Annotated in this window: 15 protein-coding genes; 13 read left to right on the top strand and 2 right to left on the bottom strand. The window is 40.4% G+C overall.

Annotated elements, in window-relative coordinates:
- The first annotated feature begins 194 nt into the window (after positions 1-194).
- From FOA33_RS07935 to FOA33_RS07915, 5 genes are all read left to right on the top strand, one after another.
- Positions 195-2,174 carry a peptide ABC transporter substrate-binding protein gene (locus FOA33_RS07935; protein ID WP_221161209.1) on the top strand — a complete coding sequence of 660 codons (1,980 nt, stop codon included), beginning with the start codon at positions 195-197 and terminating at the stop codon, positions 2,172-2,174.
- Positions 2,175-2,240: 66 nt separating this feature from the next.
- Positions 2,241-3,737, top strand: a complete 1,497-nt coding sequence (locus FOA33_RS07930) for an ABC transporter permease (RefSeq protein ID WP_221161208.1) — start codon at positions 2,241-2,243, stop codon at positions 3,735-3,737.
- Positions 3,737-4,663 (top strand): oligopeptide ABC transporter permease OppC, encoded by a 927-nt coding sequence (oppC, locus tag FOA33_RS07925; RefSeq protein ID WP_000103693.1) that lies wholly within the window; start codon positions 3,737-3,739, stop codon positions 4,661-4,663. The genes FOA33_RS07930 and oppC overlap by 1 nt, the downstream gene beginning before the upstream one ends.
- Before the next feature lie 8 nt (positions 4,664-4,671).
- Complete coding sequence (locus FOA33_RS07920; RefSeq protein ID WP_167266397.1) at positions 4,672-5,739, top strand: ABC transporter ATP-binding protein; 1,068 nt, start codon at positions 4,672-4,674, stop codon at positions 5,737-5,739.
- 10 nt (positions 5,740-5,749) lie between these two features.
- Positions 5,750-6,679: an ATP-binding cassette domain-containing protein gene (locus FOA33_RS07915; RefSeq protein ID WP_221161206.1), complete on the top strand. Its 930-nt coding sequence runs from the start codon at positions 5,750-5,752 to the stop codon at positions 6,677-6,679.
- 88 nt (positions 6,680-6,767) lie between these two features.
- Here FOA33_RS07915 and FOA33_RS07910 read toward each other — a convergent pair whose 3' ends face one another.
- Positions 6,768-8,207 (bottom strand): TrkH family potassium uptake protein, encoded by a 1,440-nt coding sequence (locus FOA33_RS07910; protein WP_221161205.1) that lies wholly within the window; start codon positions 8,205-8,207, stop codon positions 6,768-6,770.
- Positions 8,208-8,210: 3 nt separating this feature from the next.
- Positions 8,211-9,560: a Trk system potassium transporter TrkA gene (trkA, locus tag FOA33_RS07905; protein ID WP_221161204.1), complete on the bottom strand. Its 1,350-nt coding sequence runs from the start codon at positions 9,558-9,560 to the stop codon at positions 8,211-8,213.
- A gap of 509 nt (positions 9,561-10,069) precedes the next feature.
- Here trkA and FOA33_RS07900 point away from each other — a divergent pair.
- The 8 genes from FOA33_RS07900 (at position 10,070) to FOA33_RS07870 (ending at position 17,107) form a co-directional block, all read left to right on the top strand.
- Positions 10,070-11,146, top strand: coding sequence for a replication initiator protein A (locus FOA33_RS07900; RefSeq protein WP_049491929.1), 1,077 nt, complete (start codon positions 10,070-10,072; stop codon positions 11,144-11,146).
- The gene (locus FOA33_RS07895; RefSeq protein WP_000910111.1) at positions 11,140-11,307 is read left to right on the top strand and encodes a hypothetical protein; all 168 of its coding nucleotides are present in this window, start codon (positions 11,140-11,142) and stop codon (positions 11,305-11,307) included. Before FOA33_RS07900 ends, FOA33_RS07895 begins: the two co-directional genes overlap by 7 nt.
- Before the next feature lie 4 nt (positions 11,308-11,311).
- Complete coding sequence (locus tag FOA33_RS07890; RefSeq protein ID WP_000522441.1) at positions 11,312-11,578, top strand: hypothetical protein; 267 nt, start codon at positions 11,312-11,314, stop codon at positions 11,576-11,578.
- Between the two features lie 23 nt (positions 11,579-11,601).
- Positions 11,602-11,736, top strand: coding sequence for a hypothetical protein (locus FOA33_RS09270; RefSeq protein WP_000475613.1), 135 nt, complete (start codon positions 11,602-11,604; stop codon positions 11,734-11,736).
- Between the two features lie 2 nt (positions 11,737-11,738).
- The gene (locus FOA33_RS07885) at positions 11,739-11,954 is read left to right on the top strand and encodes a helix-turn-helix transcriptional regulator (RefSeq protein WP_049491932.1); all 216 of its coding nucleotides are present in this window, start codon (positions 11,739-11,741) and stop codon (positions 11,952-11,954) included.
- 289 nt (positions 11,955-12,243) lie between these two features.
- Entirely contained in the window at positions 12,244-12,552 is a 309-nt protein-coding gene (locus tag FOA33_RS07880) for a hypothetical protein (RefSeq protein ID WP_000564688.1), read from the top strand.
- Between the two features lie 16 nt (positions 12,553-12,568).
- Positions 12,569-13,378, top strand: coding sequence for an LPXTG cell wall anchor domain-containing protein (locus FOA33_RS07875; RefSeq protein WP_049491935.1), 810 nt, complete (start codon positions 12,569-12,571; stop codon positions 13,376-13,378).
- A 21-nt stretch (positions 13,379-13,399) separates the two neighbouring features.
- Entirely contained in the window at positions 13,400-17,107 is a 3,708-nt protein-coding gene (locus FOA33_RS07870; RefSeq protein WP_221161203.1) for an SspB-related isopeptide-forming adhesin, read from the top strand.
- Positions 17,108-17,163: the final 56 nt, after the last annotated feature.

The following is a 17,163-nucleotide window of genomic DNA, read 5'->3' as shown; positions in this document are numbered from 1 at the left end:
TGTAAAAATGAAGCTTACAAAGCTAGACAAATTAATTTTCTTTTCTTATAAATACAAATAAAGAATGGGGAAATTCTGACAAAGAGAAGTTTTTTGTAGATATACGCCTAAATATTCTGAAAATTCGTTTACTTTTTAGAAGATATATGTTATAATTTCCAATAAGCCTAAATTTTTCAAGAGGAGTTATATACATGAAAAAAAGCAGAGTATTGGTTGCAGCAGGGGTTGCCTTATTAGCGACTGGCGTACTAGCTGCCTGCGGTTCTTCTAAATCATCTGATTCAACAGCACCAAAAAATTATGGTTATGTCTATTCAGCTGACCCAGAAACGTTGGATTACCTCATTTCAGGGAAACAAAGTACTAAAATTGCCACTTCAAATGGTATTGATGGTCTCTTCACAAATGACAAATATGGGAATTTGACTCCCGCAGTTGCAGAAGACTGGTCAGTCTCAAAAGATGGTTTGACTTATACCTACAAAATCCGTAAAGGTGTTAAATGGATGACATCTGATGGAGAAGAGTACGCTGAAGTAACAGCTAAAGATTTCGTAAATGGTTTGAAACACGCAGCAGATAAGAAATCCGAAGCTCTATATCTAGCAGAAACTTCTGTTAAAGGATTGTCTGATTATTTGTCTGGAAATTCAAAAGACTTTTCTACGGTAGGTGTGAAGGCAGTTGATGATTATACTCTTGAGTATACCTTGAACCAGCCAGAACCATATTGGAACTCTAAGATGGCTTACTCAATCTTCTGGCCATTGAACGAAGATTTTGAAAAATCAAAAGGATCAGATTTTGCCAAAGCAACAGATCCTACGTCCTTGCTTTATAATGGTCCGTTCTTGCTAAAAGGTTTGACTACTAAATCTTCTATCGAATTTGCTAAGAATGAGCAGTACTGGGATAAGGATAATGTTCACCTTGATAAAGTTACCCTTGCTTTCTATGATGGTTCAGACCAAGAGTCCATTGAGCGTAACTTTACAAGTGGAGCATACAGCTATGCTCGCCTTTTCCCAACAAGTTCAAACTACTCTAAGGTAGCAGAAAGTTATAAGGATAATATCTTTTACACTCCATCGGGACCTGGTATTTTTGGTTTAGGTGTCAATATTGACCGTCAAGGTTACAAATACACTTCTAAGACAACTGATGAAGAAAAGTCTTCTACTAAGAAAGCCCTTCTTAACAAAGACTTCCGTCAGGCCTTGAACTTCGCCTTTGACCGTACTTCTTACTCAGCACAAATCAATGGTAAAGAAGGGGCTCCCCTTGCAGTTCGCAACCTCTTTGTGAAACCTGACTTTGTTTCTGCAGGAGACAAAACCTTCGGTGACTTGGTAACTGAAAAGATGGCTACTTATGGTGATGAGTGGAAGAATGTAAACTTTGCTGATGGTCAAGATGGACTCTTCAACGCCGATAAAGCTAAAGCAGAATTTGCCAAAGCTAAAACTGCATTGGAAGCAGAAGGTGTGAAATTCCCTATCCACTTGGATATCCCAGTAGACCAAACTGCTAAAAACTATATCGCACGTATCCAATCCTTCAAACAATCAGTTGAAACAGTACTTGGTGAAGGCAATGTAGTCATCGATATCCAACAAGTTTCTAAAGATGAGCTGAACAATATCACCTACTATGCTGCAAGCGCTGCGGCAGAAGATTGGGACCTCTCAGGTGCCGTTGGATGGAACCCAGACTATGAAGATCCATCAACTTACCTTGATATCTTGAAAACAACTAATAGCGAGCAAACAAAAACATATATGGGTTACGACGATCCAGCAAATGCAGCAGCTGCACAAGTTGGTTTGAAAGAATACGATAAGCTAGTTGATGAAGCTGCTAAAGAAACAAGCGATTTGAATGTTCGTTATGAAAAATACGCGGCTGCTCAAGCTTGGTTGACAGATAGCTCACTCTTCTTGCCAGCTATGTCATCAAGTGGTGCTGCACCATTCATTTCTCGTGTTGTACCATTCTCTGCATCATACAGCCAATCTGGAGATAAAGGTTCAGATGTATACTTCAAGTATATTCAGTTACAAGATAAGGTTGTAACCAAAGCTGACTATGAACAAGCTCGTGAGAAATGGCTCAAAGAGAAAAAAGAATCAAACGAAAAAGTTCAAAAAGAATTGACGAATCACGTTAAATAAATAACTCTCAAGAGGACTTTCTCTCCATGAGGAGAAGGTTCTTTTGGGATTTTAAAAGGAAACGATATGAAAAAATATATTTTTATGCGTGTCTTGCGCTCATTGTTGTCTATTTTCTTGGTGACAACCTTGACCTACACGATTATCTATACGATGGTTCCTCGGAAACTGATTTTCAAGCAGGATACCAACTACAACAAGATTGCAACGACTCCAGATAAGCGGGATAATTATGAGAATACCGTTTATGAACGTATGGGCTATATTGAGTATTACGATACCAAGGAGTTGCAAGAAAAAGCTAGCTCAATGGACTCATCTGTAACAGTAGATGCCAATGATACCAATAAGGCAATCTACGAAAAATACATCAACCAACTCGGTAATGGTTGGACGTTAGGTGTCTTTTCAGAGAGTGGTCAGTTCTATGCTACGCGTGAAATTCCAATTTTTGAACGTGTTTTCAAATTCTATGCGAACTTACTTGATATTGATCATACAAACAAGATTCAAGACCCTGAAAATCCAAACTTGGAACGTTATCTTCGTTTTGAAAATGATCCTGCTATCGGTTGGTCGTTGGTTGGTTCAGGTACCAAACATAAATACCTTTTGTATTTCAACAATCAATTCCCGTTTGTACACCAAAACTTTGTGAACATTAACTTGGGTGACTCTTACCCAACTTATGCAAACACGCCAGTGCTTCAAGTTATCACACAAGGCCAAGGACAAACTAAGACATCAGAAGTTCAATTCCCTACTGGTAAAAAGACTTCGTCTGTAGATATTTACTCTCGTACCTACAAATCTCCAAGTCAAGCAGATGCGCGTGAAATAGCTAACTATGGTAAGGACGATCCATATACAGCTACAGAAAGTAACTACCAATATCCATCTATGATTGCAAGCTCAGCTGTTGCTGGTTTGATTGGTTTGGTTATTTCGTATGCTATTGCGATTCCTCTTGGATCTGCTATGGCTCGCCACAAGAATACTTGGATTGATAGCTTCTCAACAGGTGCTCTAACCTTCTTGCTTGCACTTCCAACGATTGCTTTAGTTTATATCGTTCGCTTGATTGGATCATCTATTGGTCTTCCAGACTCATTCCCTATCCTAGGTGCTGGAGATTGGCGTTCCTATGTCTTGCCAGCAGTCATTCTAGGTTTGCTGGGAGCACCAAGTACAGCAATCTGGATTCGTCGTTATATGATTGACTTGCAATCTCAAGACTTCGTCCGTTTTGCTCGCGCCAAAGGTTTGTCTGAAAAAGAAATTTCAAATAAACACGTCTTTAAAAATGCCATGGTTCCTTTGGTTTCAGGTATTCCAGGCGCCGTAATCGGGGTTATTGGTGGTGCAACATTGACAGAAACAGTCTTCGCCTTCCCAGGTATGGGTAAAATGTTGATTGACTCTGTTAAGGCATCAAATAACTCAATGGTAGTTGGTCTCGTCTTCATCTTTACATGTATTTCTATCTTCTCACTCTTTGTAGGAGATATCTGGATGACCATGCTTGACCCACGTATTAAATTGACAGAGAAAGGAGGCAAATAATGTCAACAATTGATAAAGAAAAATTTCAGTTCGTAAAACGTGATGATTTTGCCTCTGAAACGATTGATGCTCCTGCCTACTCTTACTGGGGCTCTGTATTTAGACAGTTTTTAAAGAAAAAATCAACAGTCATTATGTTGGGAATATTGGTAGCTATTATTTTGATGAGTTTTATCTATCCGATGTTTTCAGACTTTGACTTTAACGATGTAAGTAAGGTTAATGACTTTAGCGCTCGTTTTATTAAGCCCAATGCCGAACACTGGTTTGGTACTGATAGCAATGGTAAATCCTTGTTTGATGGAGTTTGGTTTGGTGCGCGTAACTCCATTCTCATTTCTGTAATTGCTACTTTTATCAACCTTGTGATCGGGGTGATTGTTGGTGGAATTTGGGGGATTTCCAAATCTGTTGACCGCGTCATGATGGAAGTTTATAACATTATTTCAAACATTCCATCTCTCTTGATTGTTATCGTCTTGACTTACTCAATTGGTGCTGGTTTCTGGAATTTGATCTTCGCTATGAGTGTGACGACTTGGATTGGTATTGCTTATTCAATTCGTATTCAAATCATGCGTTACCGTGACTTGGAATACAACCTTGCTTCTCAAACACTTGGAACACCAACCTTCAAAATCATCGTGAAAAATATCATGCCACAATTGGTATCTGTTATTGTTTCTACAATGACCTTGATGTTGCCAAGCTTTATCTCTTATGAGGCTTTCCTTTCCTTCTTTGGATTGGGGTTGCCTGTAACAGTGCCAAGTTTGGGACGTTTGATCTCAGATTACTCACAAAACGTTACGACCAATGCGTACTTGTTCTGGATTCCATTGACAACCTTGATCTTGGTATCCCTATCTCTATTCGTTGTTGGTCAGAACTTAGCGGATGCTAGTGATCCACGTACACATAGATAGGAGTAGACATGACAAAAGAAAGTAATGTAATTTTGACTGCTCGCGATATTGTCGTGGAATTTGACGTTCGTGACAAAGTTCTGACGGCTATCCGAGGAGTTTCTCTGGACCTGATTGAAGGAGAAGTTCTTGCCTTGGTAGGTGAGTCCGGTTCTGGTAAATCTGTTTTAACAAAAACCTTTACAGGGATGTTAGAAGACAATGGACGTATTGCCCAAGGAAGCATCGACTATCGTGGACAAGACTTGACCGCTCTTACTTCTAACAAGGAATGGGAGAAGATTCGTGGTGCTAAAATTGCGACCATCTTCCAAGACCCCATGACAAGTTTGGACCCAATCAATACAATCGGTAGCCAAATCACTGAAGTTATCGTTAAACACCAAGGGAAAACAGCTAAGGAAGCCAAAGAGATGGCAATCGACTATATGAACAAGGTCGGAATTCCAGACGCTGAAAAACGTTTTGACGAGTATCCTTTCCAATATTCTGGAGGGATGCGCCAACGTATCGTTATTGCGATTGCCCTTGCTTGTCGCCCAGATATTTTGATCTGTGACGAGCCAACGACGGCCCTTGATGTAACCATTCAAGCGCAAATCATTGATTTGCTTAAAACTTTGCAAGATGAGTACCACTTCACCATTATCTTTATCACCCATGACCTTGGTGTGGTAGCAAGTATTGCGGATAAGGTGGCAGTTATGTATGCTGGGGAAATTGTAGAGTATGGAACGGTTGAGGAAGTCTTCTACGACCCACGTCATCCATACACTTGGAGTCTCTTGTCTAGCTTGCCTCAGCTTGCTGATGATAAAGGGGAATTGTACTCTATCCCAGGAACACCACCGTCTCTTTATACTGAGTTGAAAGGTGATGCCTTTGCCCTTCGTTCAGATTATGCGATGCAAATTGACTTTGAACAGAAAGCGCCTCAGTTTTCAGTCACTGATACTCACTGGGCTAAGACTTGGTTGCTTCATGAGAATGCTCCTAAGGTTGAAAAACCAGAAATCATCGCAGATTTACATGATAAAATTCGTGATAAAATGGGCTTTGCTCATCTAGAAGACTAGGAGGAAGGAAATGTCTGAAAAATTAGTAGAAATTAAAGATTTAGAAATTTCCTTCGGTGAAGGAAGTAAGAAGTTTGTTGCCGTTAAAAACGCTAACTTCTTTATCAACAAGGGAGAAACTTTTTCTCTTGTTGGTGAATCTGGTAGTGGGAAAACGACGATTGGTCGTGCTATTATTGGTTTGAATAATACTAGTAAAGGTGAAATCATCTTTGACGGTCATAAGATCAATGGGAAAAAATCTCACAAGGAATCTTCAGAGTTGATCCGCCGTATCCAGATGATTTTCCAAGACCCTGCAGCCAGCTTAAATGAACGTGCGACAGTTGACTATATTATCTCTGAAGGCCTTTACAACTACCACTTGTTCAAAGACGAAGAAGAGCGAAAAGAAAAAGTTCAAAAGATGATTCATGAAGTTGGTCTTTTGAAAGAGCACTTGACTCGTTACCCACACGAGTTTTCTGGTGGTCAACGTCAACGTATTGGGATTGCCCGTGCTCTTGTGATGGAACCTGATTTCGTTATTGCGGATGAGCCGATTTCAGCCTTGGACGTGTCTGTTCGTGCGCAAGTCTTGAACTTGCTCAAGAAGTTTCAAAAAGAATTGGGCTTGACCTATCTCTTTATCGCGCATGACTTGTCAGTTGTTCGCTTTATCTCAGATCGTATCGCAGTTATCTATAAGGGTGTTATCGTTGAAGTAGCGGAGACAGAGGAGTTGTTTAACAATCCTGTTCATCCATACACTCAAGCACTTCTATCTGCTGTACCAATTCCAGATCCAATCTTGGAACGCAAGAAGGTCTTGAAAGTTTACGATCCTGACCAACATGACTACGAGACAGACAAGCCATCTATGGTAGAAATTCGTCCAGGTCACTATGTTTGGGCCAATCAAGCAGAACTTGCTCGCTACAAAGAAGCACTTAAAAAATAAACAGATTAAGGGAGGACCGAAAGGTCTTCTCATTTTTAATAGAAAAATTCCCCTTTCACTAGCTTGTAAAAGGGGAGCTTTATTGTGATTAGCGTTTGGACCAGGTACGTTTCATAAAGAGAAGCAAAATGGGATAAATCTCTAGACGACCTGCAATCATTGCAAATGAGAGAAGGATTTTAGAGATGGGACTAAAGATAGCAAAACTAGAAGTTGTACCTAGAATAGGTCCGATGTTATTGAAACAGCTGAAGACAGCACTGGTAACAACTAGAAAATCATTGTTATCTAGACTGACAATGAAGATAAGTGACAGTAAAATCATCACATAAATGACAAAATATTTTAGGACCTTGTGCTGGGTATCCTTATCAATCACATTTTTATTGACATGTAGAGTCAATACGCGATGAGGAGATAAGATGGACAAGATCTGATTTTTTGCAATTTTTGAAAGGATGAGGCCTCTGATAACTTTGAGTCCACCTGCGGTTGATCCAGCAGAGCCACCGATTCCCATGAGGAAGAGGAGTATAAATTGGGAGAAGAGGGGCCAGTTGGTAATATCTCCGTAACCAAAACCAGTTGTTGTAATGATATTGGAAACCTGAAAGAGGGCCATTTCAAAGCTCTTAGAGACACCTTGGTAGAGGTGGAGCGTATTGAGCGTAATCAAGCCGGTAGAAACTAGGACAATGATTACATACGTGCGAAGTTCTTCATCACCAAAGAAAGCCTTAACCCGACGGAGCATGAGGTAGTAGTAGAGATTAAAGTTAACCCCGAAAACCAGAACTCCGATACTGACGAGATAGGTGATGAGTGAGCTGCCGTAGTGGGCAATTCCGTCGTTATAGACGGTGAAGCCTCCGGTTCCTGCCGTTCCCATAGCGATGACAAAGCTATCAAATAGGGGCATGCCAGCTAGATAGTAGATGACTACAAAAAGTGAGAAGAGCCCTAAATAAAGCAGATAGAGAATCTGGGCAGTATTTTTCAGTTTGGATACAACCTTGCCAAAGACAGGCCCAGGGACCTCAGCCTTCATCACCTCTAAGTGACTATTCTTGGCATTGTCCATAATGGCAAGCGCGAAGACGAGTACCCCCATCCCTCCAATCAAGTGAGTAAAACTTCGCCAGAAGAGGAGGGAACGGCTGAGAACGGAGACATCTGTCAGAATGGTTGCTCCTGTAGTTGTAAAACCAGAACTGATTTCAAAGAAGGCATCGATGACACTTGGGATTTGTCCTGAAAAGACAAAGGGAAGCGCTCCAAAGAAAGACCATAGAATCCAACAGAGGGCGACGATTAAGACTCCCTCCTTAGTATAAATTCGCTGATTTTTGGGTTTCCGTAAAATTCCCAAGCTACCAAGAAGTATTAAAATTCCAATTGTTGTAAAGAGAGCTGTAAATACTTGGCTGGATTCTTGGTAATAGATTGCTACACTAACAGGGACTAGGAGAAGAACCGCCTCAATCAAGAGAAGTTTTGAGAGGAGGTAACGAATCATACTTTTATTCATCTTTTACCTCTCAATCAGATCATAAATCTTGGTGATATTTGGTAATAATGTCGTCACGAGTAACTGATCTCCTACCTCAAGTCTATCCTCTCCAGTAGGGAAAATTGTTTTTCCTTTTCGGATAATGGCTGCGATGAGAACCCCTTTCTTCAATTTCAGATGTGAAAGAGGTTTGGCAGTCATTTTATTAGCTTCCTTGATTTGGAATTGAAGAGTTTCAATTTGACCGTTTGCTAGATGGTGCATGGCTTGAAGGTCTGAGTATTGAGCGTTTACTCGACCACGGATAAAGTGCATAATGGTATCCACTGCAATGCTTTTGGGTGTGATGATACTTGAAAAATCAGGTGCATGGATAATCTCTAAAAGGCTAGTTCGGTTGACCTTGGTGATATTCTTATGGACGCCAACACGGTCAAGAAACATAGAAGTGATGATATTTTCCTCATCAACCCCAGTCAAGGTTGCGACTGCATCATAGTGGGGAGCACTTTCCTCAAGCAAAATGTCTTTTGCAGTTCCATCTCCTTGGACAATATAGAGATTGGGGAACTTTTCACTGAAGAAACGAGCTCTTTCAGGATTGATCTCGATGACCTTGGTATCAATGCGACTGTCTTTTAAAATGCCGAGTAGATAATAAGCGATCTTTCCAGCTCCAACGATAAGTAAGCTTTTCACTGCACGAGATTTAAAATAGTTATGGAAAAGCATCATATCTACACGATTTCCCGTAACAAAAATCCTATCCTTGTCTTGGATAGTAACATCACCGCTTGGAATCATCAGTTGATGATCTCTCTCCATAGCACAGACGATAACATTACCAAATTTTTTACGGAAGTCTGAGATTGGCATTTGACAGAGACCACTGGAATCTTTGACAACAAACTCCATCAGGTTGACCCGTCCCCCTGAGAACCGCTCAACTGAGAGTGCATTCGGGAAATCAATGATATTTGAGATCGCACGCGCTGCTAGGAGCTCTGGATTAACAATAAGTGAAAATCCAAGAATGTTTTTCTCTTTAAAATAGGCATTAGAGTATTCAGGATTTCGCACTCGAACGATGGTTTCTTTAGCGCCCATCTTTTTAGCAAGTACTGCTGAAATCATATTCACTTCATCGTGTTCCGTTAGAGCAATAAAGATATCACACTCTTGAACGCCGGCTTGCTCTAAGATAGCAAAGTCTGCTCCATTTCCAAGGAGTCCCATGATATCAAAGCGACTGACAATATGATCGAGAACAGCCTCATCTTGTTCGATGAGGACAACGTCGTGTTTTTCTGCAACCAGTGAACGACAGAGGGCGAAACCGACTTTCCCTCCACCAACAAGGACAATTTTCATATAAAAACCCTACTTTTTCATGATGTAACTATCATACCCTTTTTTCGCAAAAAATGCACTTGCTAAGGCGATCTTTAAGGGAAGAAAGGCCTTTTTCACGTTTTGAAGATACATTTGCTTAATTTCTATAACGATGTCTCCGATTTGAAGTGATTTGGCTCTTTTACTATACCTTTTCAGAAAGGGAATGACCAAACATGAAAATATCATCAAAAAAAGTAAAAAAATCTAGTTGTAAGTGTCTAGAGTTTTGGGAAAGTGAAAAATTAAATATCATATAACTTGAGAGAGTGAGAAAATCGCTCTCTTTTTTCGTTGCAAAAATTAAAGAAAGGATAAACTAAATGACAAGACAGGAGTTAATTCAAGAAATAATGTCTTTGAGACAGTTGACAAGCCATGAAGCAGATGTAGTTATTTCACTGTTAGAAAGACAAAAGATGATTACTTTTACGCCACAAAATCAGCTTGCGTGTAATCTGAACTCATTCCAGGTGAGGTATTGATTTATGGCATATGGAAGAAAAAGTTTAATTCAAATTCAAGCTACAGAGATTCATTATCAGCTTCCTAAAGTCTTAGTTGGAACAACTTATTATCAAAAATTATGTGCTGAAGCAAAATTTGTCTACATGTTAATCAATGATCGCTTGAAATTATCACTTCAAACCGCTAAAGATACTGGAAATTTTGTGGATAAAAATGGTGATGTATATGTCATCTATCCGAATAATGAACTATGTCAAGATACTGGTTATGGGAAGGATAAAATTATCAAGTTGAAGAAAGAATTGATTAAATATCACTTGCTTGATGAGGAACGTCAAGGCATGAAACAGCCTAATAGATTGTATCCGAAAAATGTAGTTTCAGATCCAGAATTATTGAAGATGTCTTTTGAAATAGCTCCAAGTCCTTGGGAAATCTATGAACTCGGAAATACCGAAATCAAGAACTCGGAAATACCGAAATCAAGAACTCGCCAAAGCCGAAATCAAGAACTCGGAACTGCCGAACCAAGTAATAATAATCTAATTAAGAATGATAAAAGAGATTACGATACTAATCGATACGAGGGGGAGTCATCTTTATCTGATTTATCAATTTCTGAAGCATTCAAAATGGGGCAACATGGTTTTCTTTCTCCTCAACTAGTTCAGAAACTCAGTTTATTTGGAAAAGATGCAAAAATTCTTGAAAATAAAATCTATCAATCGAAACGTCAAGTTGAGAAGAATTACAACAACCTCTTAGCTGATCAGGAAATTTATGGAGAGGTTTGGCTGCAAGATCTTGAACGTGAGCTTGATAAATTGATTTTCAAAATTAAAACAGGAGAGGCTGAAGGAAAATCAATCCAGAATGTCCCAGCCTACTTCTACAAAATGATGATTCGCTTCTGGAAAATGGCTCTACTTATCGAAAAAGAACAGGGATTTATGGAGCTATCAGGACAAAGTGAGCAAGCTAGAAAATTCCCTGATGAGTGCCCTGGTCTGATTGCATACTATTATCCAGATAAATTGTCGGAGACGAAACTCAATAGCTATTTATCAGAACTGTCTAAGGGAGTTGAAACATGTTAAAAGATGAATTTAGACCAATTGATGGTAAAGTGCTAACGATAGGTCGTAGCCCGCTGCAGAAAATCTACATGGTTCCTAAAGCTGTTTTTGATTTACCGAAAAAAGAAAGAGCTGAGAAACTCAACCAAATTTTCTTATCATGGCAACAGAAAGAGGATTGATTTTATGGGATTGTTTAATAACCAAGAGAGAATTAACAGAGGGCAAGCTATGAAAGCTACACCTTCCCAACCAGTTCAAGAGATTGAAATGATTGTAGAGTATTTTGATAAAACGGTAGACAGTATTTCCGTCACTTCCAACTTAGAGGAACTAGAAAAATTGGTATCAAGTTCATTTGGAACAGGAGCAAGTATGAATTTTACATCAGCGACTCCGCCGTTTTCTATCAATCCTAGATGGGTGAAGAAGATAACTTATCGGACAAAATAAGGAACGATATCAGGAGGATAGTAATGTTTAAACTAGTTGCAATTGCTTTATTATTGGTCTTAGCTTATGGAATAGGACTTGTCATGCTGGAGCTGAAGAATGCTCCTCTGATGGATGATGAAATACTATCAAGTCCAAATAATGAAGGAGACAAGTAGATGTGAGGAAACAAACACAAAATCGTATCAGAGAATTACGAAAAAAATCCAGGCTGTCCCAGCAAGCCTTGGCTGATCAGATAGGTGTGTTTCGTAACACCATATCGAACTGGGAAACAGGATATAGTCAGATAAGTCTTGAAAATGCTAAGAAAGTAGCAGAATACTTTGGGGTAACTATTGACTACCTGTTAGGATCAGAATCGGACCAAACCTAGTACAGATAAATCTATATTGACCGAGAAGTCATTAAACTACAGAACTTTGAAAACTGAATACAAGGCTTGCCCTGATACAGCGTGGCTATGGATAAAAAAGAAACGGGGGCGAGCAGCAAACTAGAAAATGATATCTAGTCCAGCCACTGAACGAAAAAGCATGATAATGATCATAAGCTGAAGGAGTAAGGGTTTCTAGACTATAAACCCAGCGCATGAAATACCGATGTAAAAATACGTTTTTACACAGCACGGCGTTATTTCGCCTTTCAACATCAAGGAGAAATCTATGATAGATGAAACAACGGTCCGCTTAAGGGACTTAAAAAACTTAGGAAAACAAGGAGGTGCGACAGCTCGCTTAGAGGACGGAACAGACCTTATCCTGAAGCCAGACTATGCAGTCAAACAGGCTAGAGGATACGTAGACGGTGTTCTAAGGGACGTTGAATTTCATTTGCCTTATAAAAAGGTCTATGATCAAATTCGCACTATCAAAAAAGGCAGCCACATAGTGGCTAGGAAAGTCAGAAGTCCATCGGGAGTGGAACTTCGCTTGACAGGAAAAGGCTACCAGCCTAAGAACACTAAAAATTAGAAAAGGAAAAATTACAATGAACAAGAAACAAGTATTAGCAACACTCGCCCTTTCAACACTCGCCCTTACACAAGCTGGCGGCTTTGCATCGGCAGACGAACTTGCACCAATTGATTCTTCTGCTCCAACAACGGAAGTAGTTACGCCAACAGCACCTAGCGCTTCAACAGGAACAGAGGCTCCATCAAATCAGTCAACAGAGCCTTCAGTTACTCCAGTTGATCCAACAGCTCCCTCAGACAAGGATAACGCAGGAAGCCTTGACGGAGTGCCAGCTGATAAACCAGCACCTTCAGATAAGGTGCAAGACAAGGATAATGCAGGTAGTCTCGATGGTGTTCCAACACCATCAGATAAACCACAAGACAAAGACAACGCAGGAAGTCTTGATGGAGTGCCAGCTGATAAACCAGCACCTTCAGATAAGGCGCAAGACAAGGATAACGCAGGTAGCCTAGATGGTGTTCCAGATGAACAGCCAAAAACGACTGATCAAGCGAACCAGCAAGGGAAGTCGCAAATTGGAACAACCTCTACATCAACAGGTCAGGCGGTGCATGATATTACGAAAGCACCTGTTCAAACCAGCACAGGTAATTCCATTGTCAGCACTAAAGATGGAAATCTTGTCCTTGAAGATGGTTCTGTAGTTGCTCCTGAAGCACTTGGAGCTGTTACAAATGAAGACAAGACCATCAGTGTTTCAACTGCAGATGGTAAAATGGTAACTTTGCCAAACACAGGAACAAAACAAAGTTTCCTAGCTGTAATCGGTGGCATGTTGTTTACTGCAGTTGGCTACTTCTACAAGAAGAAATTATTTTAATTAAGTGAAGGAGAAAGAAATATGACAGAAAAAACAAAAGGACACGGATATTTCCGTAAGAAAAAATGGGCTAAAGGTTTAGCATCAGGTATTGCAATCGCATGTTTTGTAGCCTTCTCTGCAGGTTCAGCATTTGCGGATGAAGCAGTACAACCTGAAAGCAAAAATGACAATAACATGTATGCTACACAGGCTGGTAAAGCAACAGGAAGCCAGCCTGTAGCGATTGATAATGGAGTAGTCACAAAGGCTGCTGACAAGGCTAAAAAAGCTGGAGTAGTTGTATCTGAAACACGAAATGTTGACAAAGGTACAGACACTACTTCATCTAGTCTTGAACAATCTAAGTCTGAAATCAAACATGATCAGGATAAACAAGTTCAGGAACTTGAAGCCACAACTACAAAACAAGTTCAAAACAATGAAGCCTTCAAGGGGGCTCAGGAAGCTATTCACGCTAACAATCAATTTGTAGCTGCTGAAAAAGCCAAACATGAAGGGGAAACAACTGTCACAGTGACGAATGACGGTTCGACTGCCACAGATGGGACAGCAACTCAAAACAAGAAAGCTACTCAAACAGCTAAAAATACCTTGTCAGAGAATCAGCAAGCTGTCTCAACCTACCTGGAAGAAAAAGGGAAGTACGAAGCTACTGTCAAACAAGCTACGATTTTGAATCAGGCTGTAGAAGCCGCTACTACAGACTTGAAGAAACAGGGCGTAACGGTTGATGCAGTGATACGTACAGTTTCTTCAGTCGCAGAAGTAGAAGCATTGAAGAAAGCAAATGACCAGGCTATTGCAACCGCAAAAAGAAAAGTTGTGCTCAACAAGGCTCTTCTTGATGCCTACTCAGAAAGCCAAACTGCTAGTCAAGAAGTCAATCAAGATGCTGATCGTAAATCCACAGATTTGAAAAACTCTGGTGTACTTTTAACCACTAAAACACAGGAAGTTTCTTCAGCTGATGAAGCGAAGCAAATTGGGAAACAAAACCAAGCAACTTATGACAAAGCTAAGCAGACCCAAGCGGAATGGCAGAAGAAGTACGATGAGCTTCGAGCTAAGACAAGCACGGAAGGCTACACAAAAGAAGTAGTCTTGCAAGCCCTTAGCGTTGCGACCGCAAATCCTGAAGCAACAGTGGAGTCCTCTGCTCCAGGAGCGCAGGTAACTACTAAAGATTACATTGCCTCATCAAATGGAACCTCAGGCTATACTCGTGTTCTTGACTCGACTAAAGTCTTGAAATACAAGGATGTTGGCACTGGATGGAAAACAGAAGTTGACTACACAAATCTGAAAGGTTTGACTGTTTCAACTGCAGATGGTAAAAAGCATGATATTTCTCGTATCCATCGAAAATTCGAGATTCTTAATCAAGGGAAGACAGGGTTAAACGATGTATATGTATTGAATGATCCGACTGAGGGCTTTGTAGTCGCTCGTAATGATGGAGCTGGTGGAGCTGCAGACTACATGAATTTCTTGGTTACGGATACCTACTACTACAACGTGGATGGGAAAGAAGTAGCGTTCACAGCAAGTGAAAAAACTCCTGCTACCCTAACCTATTCTTCACTCAATCACAACCTTATTGGTTGGGAAGGTGCGAAAGCCATTAACGGAACTCATGTTGAAATTAACGGCTCAACTGTAACCTATAACAAGGATTATGGTTATGTTTACGCTGAAGAGTACAACCGCCAAGAAGATGTGGGTCATCTTTGGGATACATCTGACTCACCTTACCAATACAAGGGAGCTGCACTTGGAGTCTTCAAGGAAGGAACAGCCTTCACAACCGAATTTATCCAATGGGATGGACCAGATAATCCAAGTGGCCAAACCTATTGGTTCGCTTTGAATACAAAGGTTGTAACGCCAGTCGTTGAAGTTCCAGCTACTGCAACTATCACAAAAACAACCGTGAAGCCAGTTAAGACTGAACCTGTATCAGCTGAATTGGTTAAAGCGAAAAATCCAGTTAAGCCAACCTTGGCTCTTAAAACACTTTCTGAGACGAAAAATCAGAAGTTATCAGCAAGCTATCACGGCTACAAGTTGCAGTATAAGCCAGTTGTCAGAAAATCTGTAGCAGATACAGATAAGACCAACACAGATGGTAAAACGGTAGCTAAAAACGCTACTCAGCTTTATACATTGACCCATGACAATATCTATGCGAACCTGAAAAAAGGGGACAAGATTACCATCATTGATCCACTCGAAGCTGGAGCAGTTCCTGATGTAGCTGTCACAAAAGCAGCGGCAGAGAAAGCAGGATGGACTGTTTCATATAATGCAGGAAAGAACACATATACCTTTACTGCTACCTATCAAGGAAAACGCCTAGAAGCTCCAGTGATTACCTGGAAGCCAATCTATGATAAAGGATTTTACGATAATACCTACAAGGTTTTAGTAAACGACTATGAAGTTTTCTCAAACCCTGTTACGAACTACACACCGAAGCCACCAAAACCAGTCAAAGCTGTCTTGGATCGCTCTGGTAAGGACATCAATGGTGCGACAACTTTTGACCGCAACGTGACCTTCCGCTTGATGACAGATTACAGCCCTTACACCAAAACACTTGCTTCAACACAAGCGATTGGTAAGAAGTTTGGAATCTTTGATGATGTTCAAGACAAAGCCTTCACAGTTGACCACAGCAAGATCAAGATGACTGCTGCAGGTAAAGATGTAAAAGACTTGTTTGACATGTATCACGTCCTTTCAGACAAAGGGCGTACAGATGCAATCAATAAGATTCTGAAAGAATTGAACTTGAATCCTAAAGGTGAGTTTTATCTTTGGGTAGCGAAGGATTCTAAGAGTTTTTATCACAATTACGTGAAGCAAAATAAAAACGTGACGATTGATCTTCCAGCTAAGCTCCTGGTTAAAGCAGGGGAGAAAGTCGAGAATGACTTTAAACAGATCGACTTTGGCAATGGCTATCAATCAAACCTTGTGACTGTCTCAGTTCCTGATGTGAAGCCTGAAAAACACGCCTTGGATCAAAAGGATAATAAAAAAGTCTTGGACGGCCAAGAAGTACAGATTGGTCAATACATCCGCTATCTACTTGATGGCGTAACCGTGCCTACTAAACACGACAGCCTCTTCCAATATGATGGCAGTGACCAGTTGGATGTGGTTCATGATCGATTCACAGGTAATTGGTCTGGTATTATTCGTGGGACAGAATACCTTGCTGAAAAAGACTTGGTTCTTCCTTATGATGTCATCATGAAGGATGGAAAAGTAGTCAAAGCTGGTGAGAAGATCGCCAAAGGTACAGCTTATGCCTTCTTATTTGAAGTGAACCAAGATACGGATCCTAACTTCCTTAAGAAAGTTGTGACCGTTAAATGGGACGAAAAGTTAGGCAAATGGTCTTACGTTATCAATCAAGATTTCCTAAACTCTCTAGGAGTGCAAGGAACTTTCGATGCGGATTTCTACCTAGAGGTAGAACGCATCAAGGCTGGTAAGGTTGAAAATACCTTTATCAATACAGTCAATTTACAAGAGATGACGGCTAAAGTTACAACAACAACGCCAGAACCTCCAAAACCGGAGCCTAAAGAACCAGGCAAGCCACAACCGCAGCCATCACTTCCAAACACTGGAACAGCAGCAAGCATGCTTCCAACTTGGGGAATGATTTTGGGATTGTTGAGTCTTGCAGGAGCTGGGCTTCGTAAGCATAAAAAATAGAACATCTAGAAATTCCCCCTCATCTATGGTATAATGAAGCCATAAAAAAGAGGGGG

Origin of the sequence: Streptococcus cristatus, assembly GCF_019685515.1 — a bacterium.
Taxonomy (GTDB): Bacteria; Bacillota; Bacilli; order Lactobacillales; family Streptococcaceae; genus Streptococcus.
The sequence above is the reverse complement of the archived record's forward strand: the minus strand, read 5'-3'. Positions and strand labels throughout refer to the sequence as shown.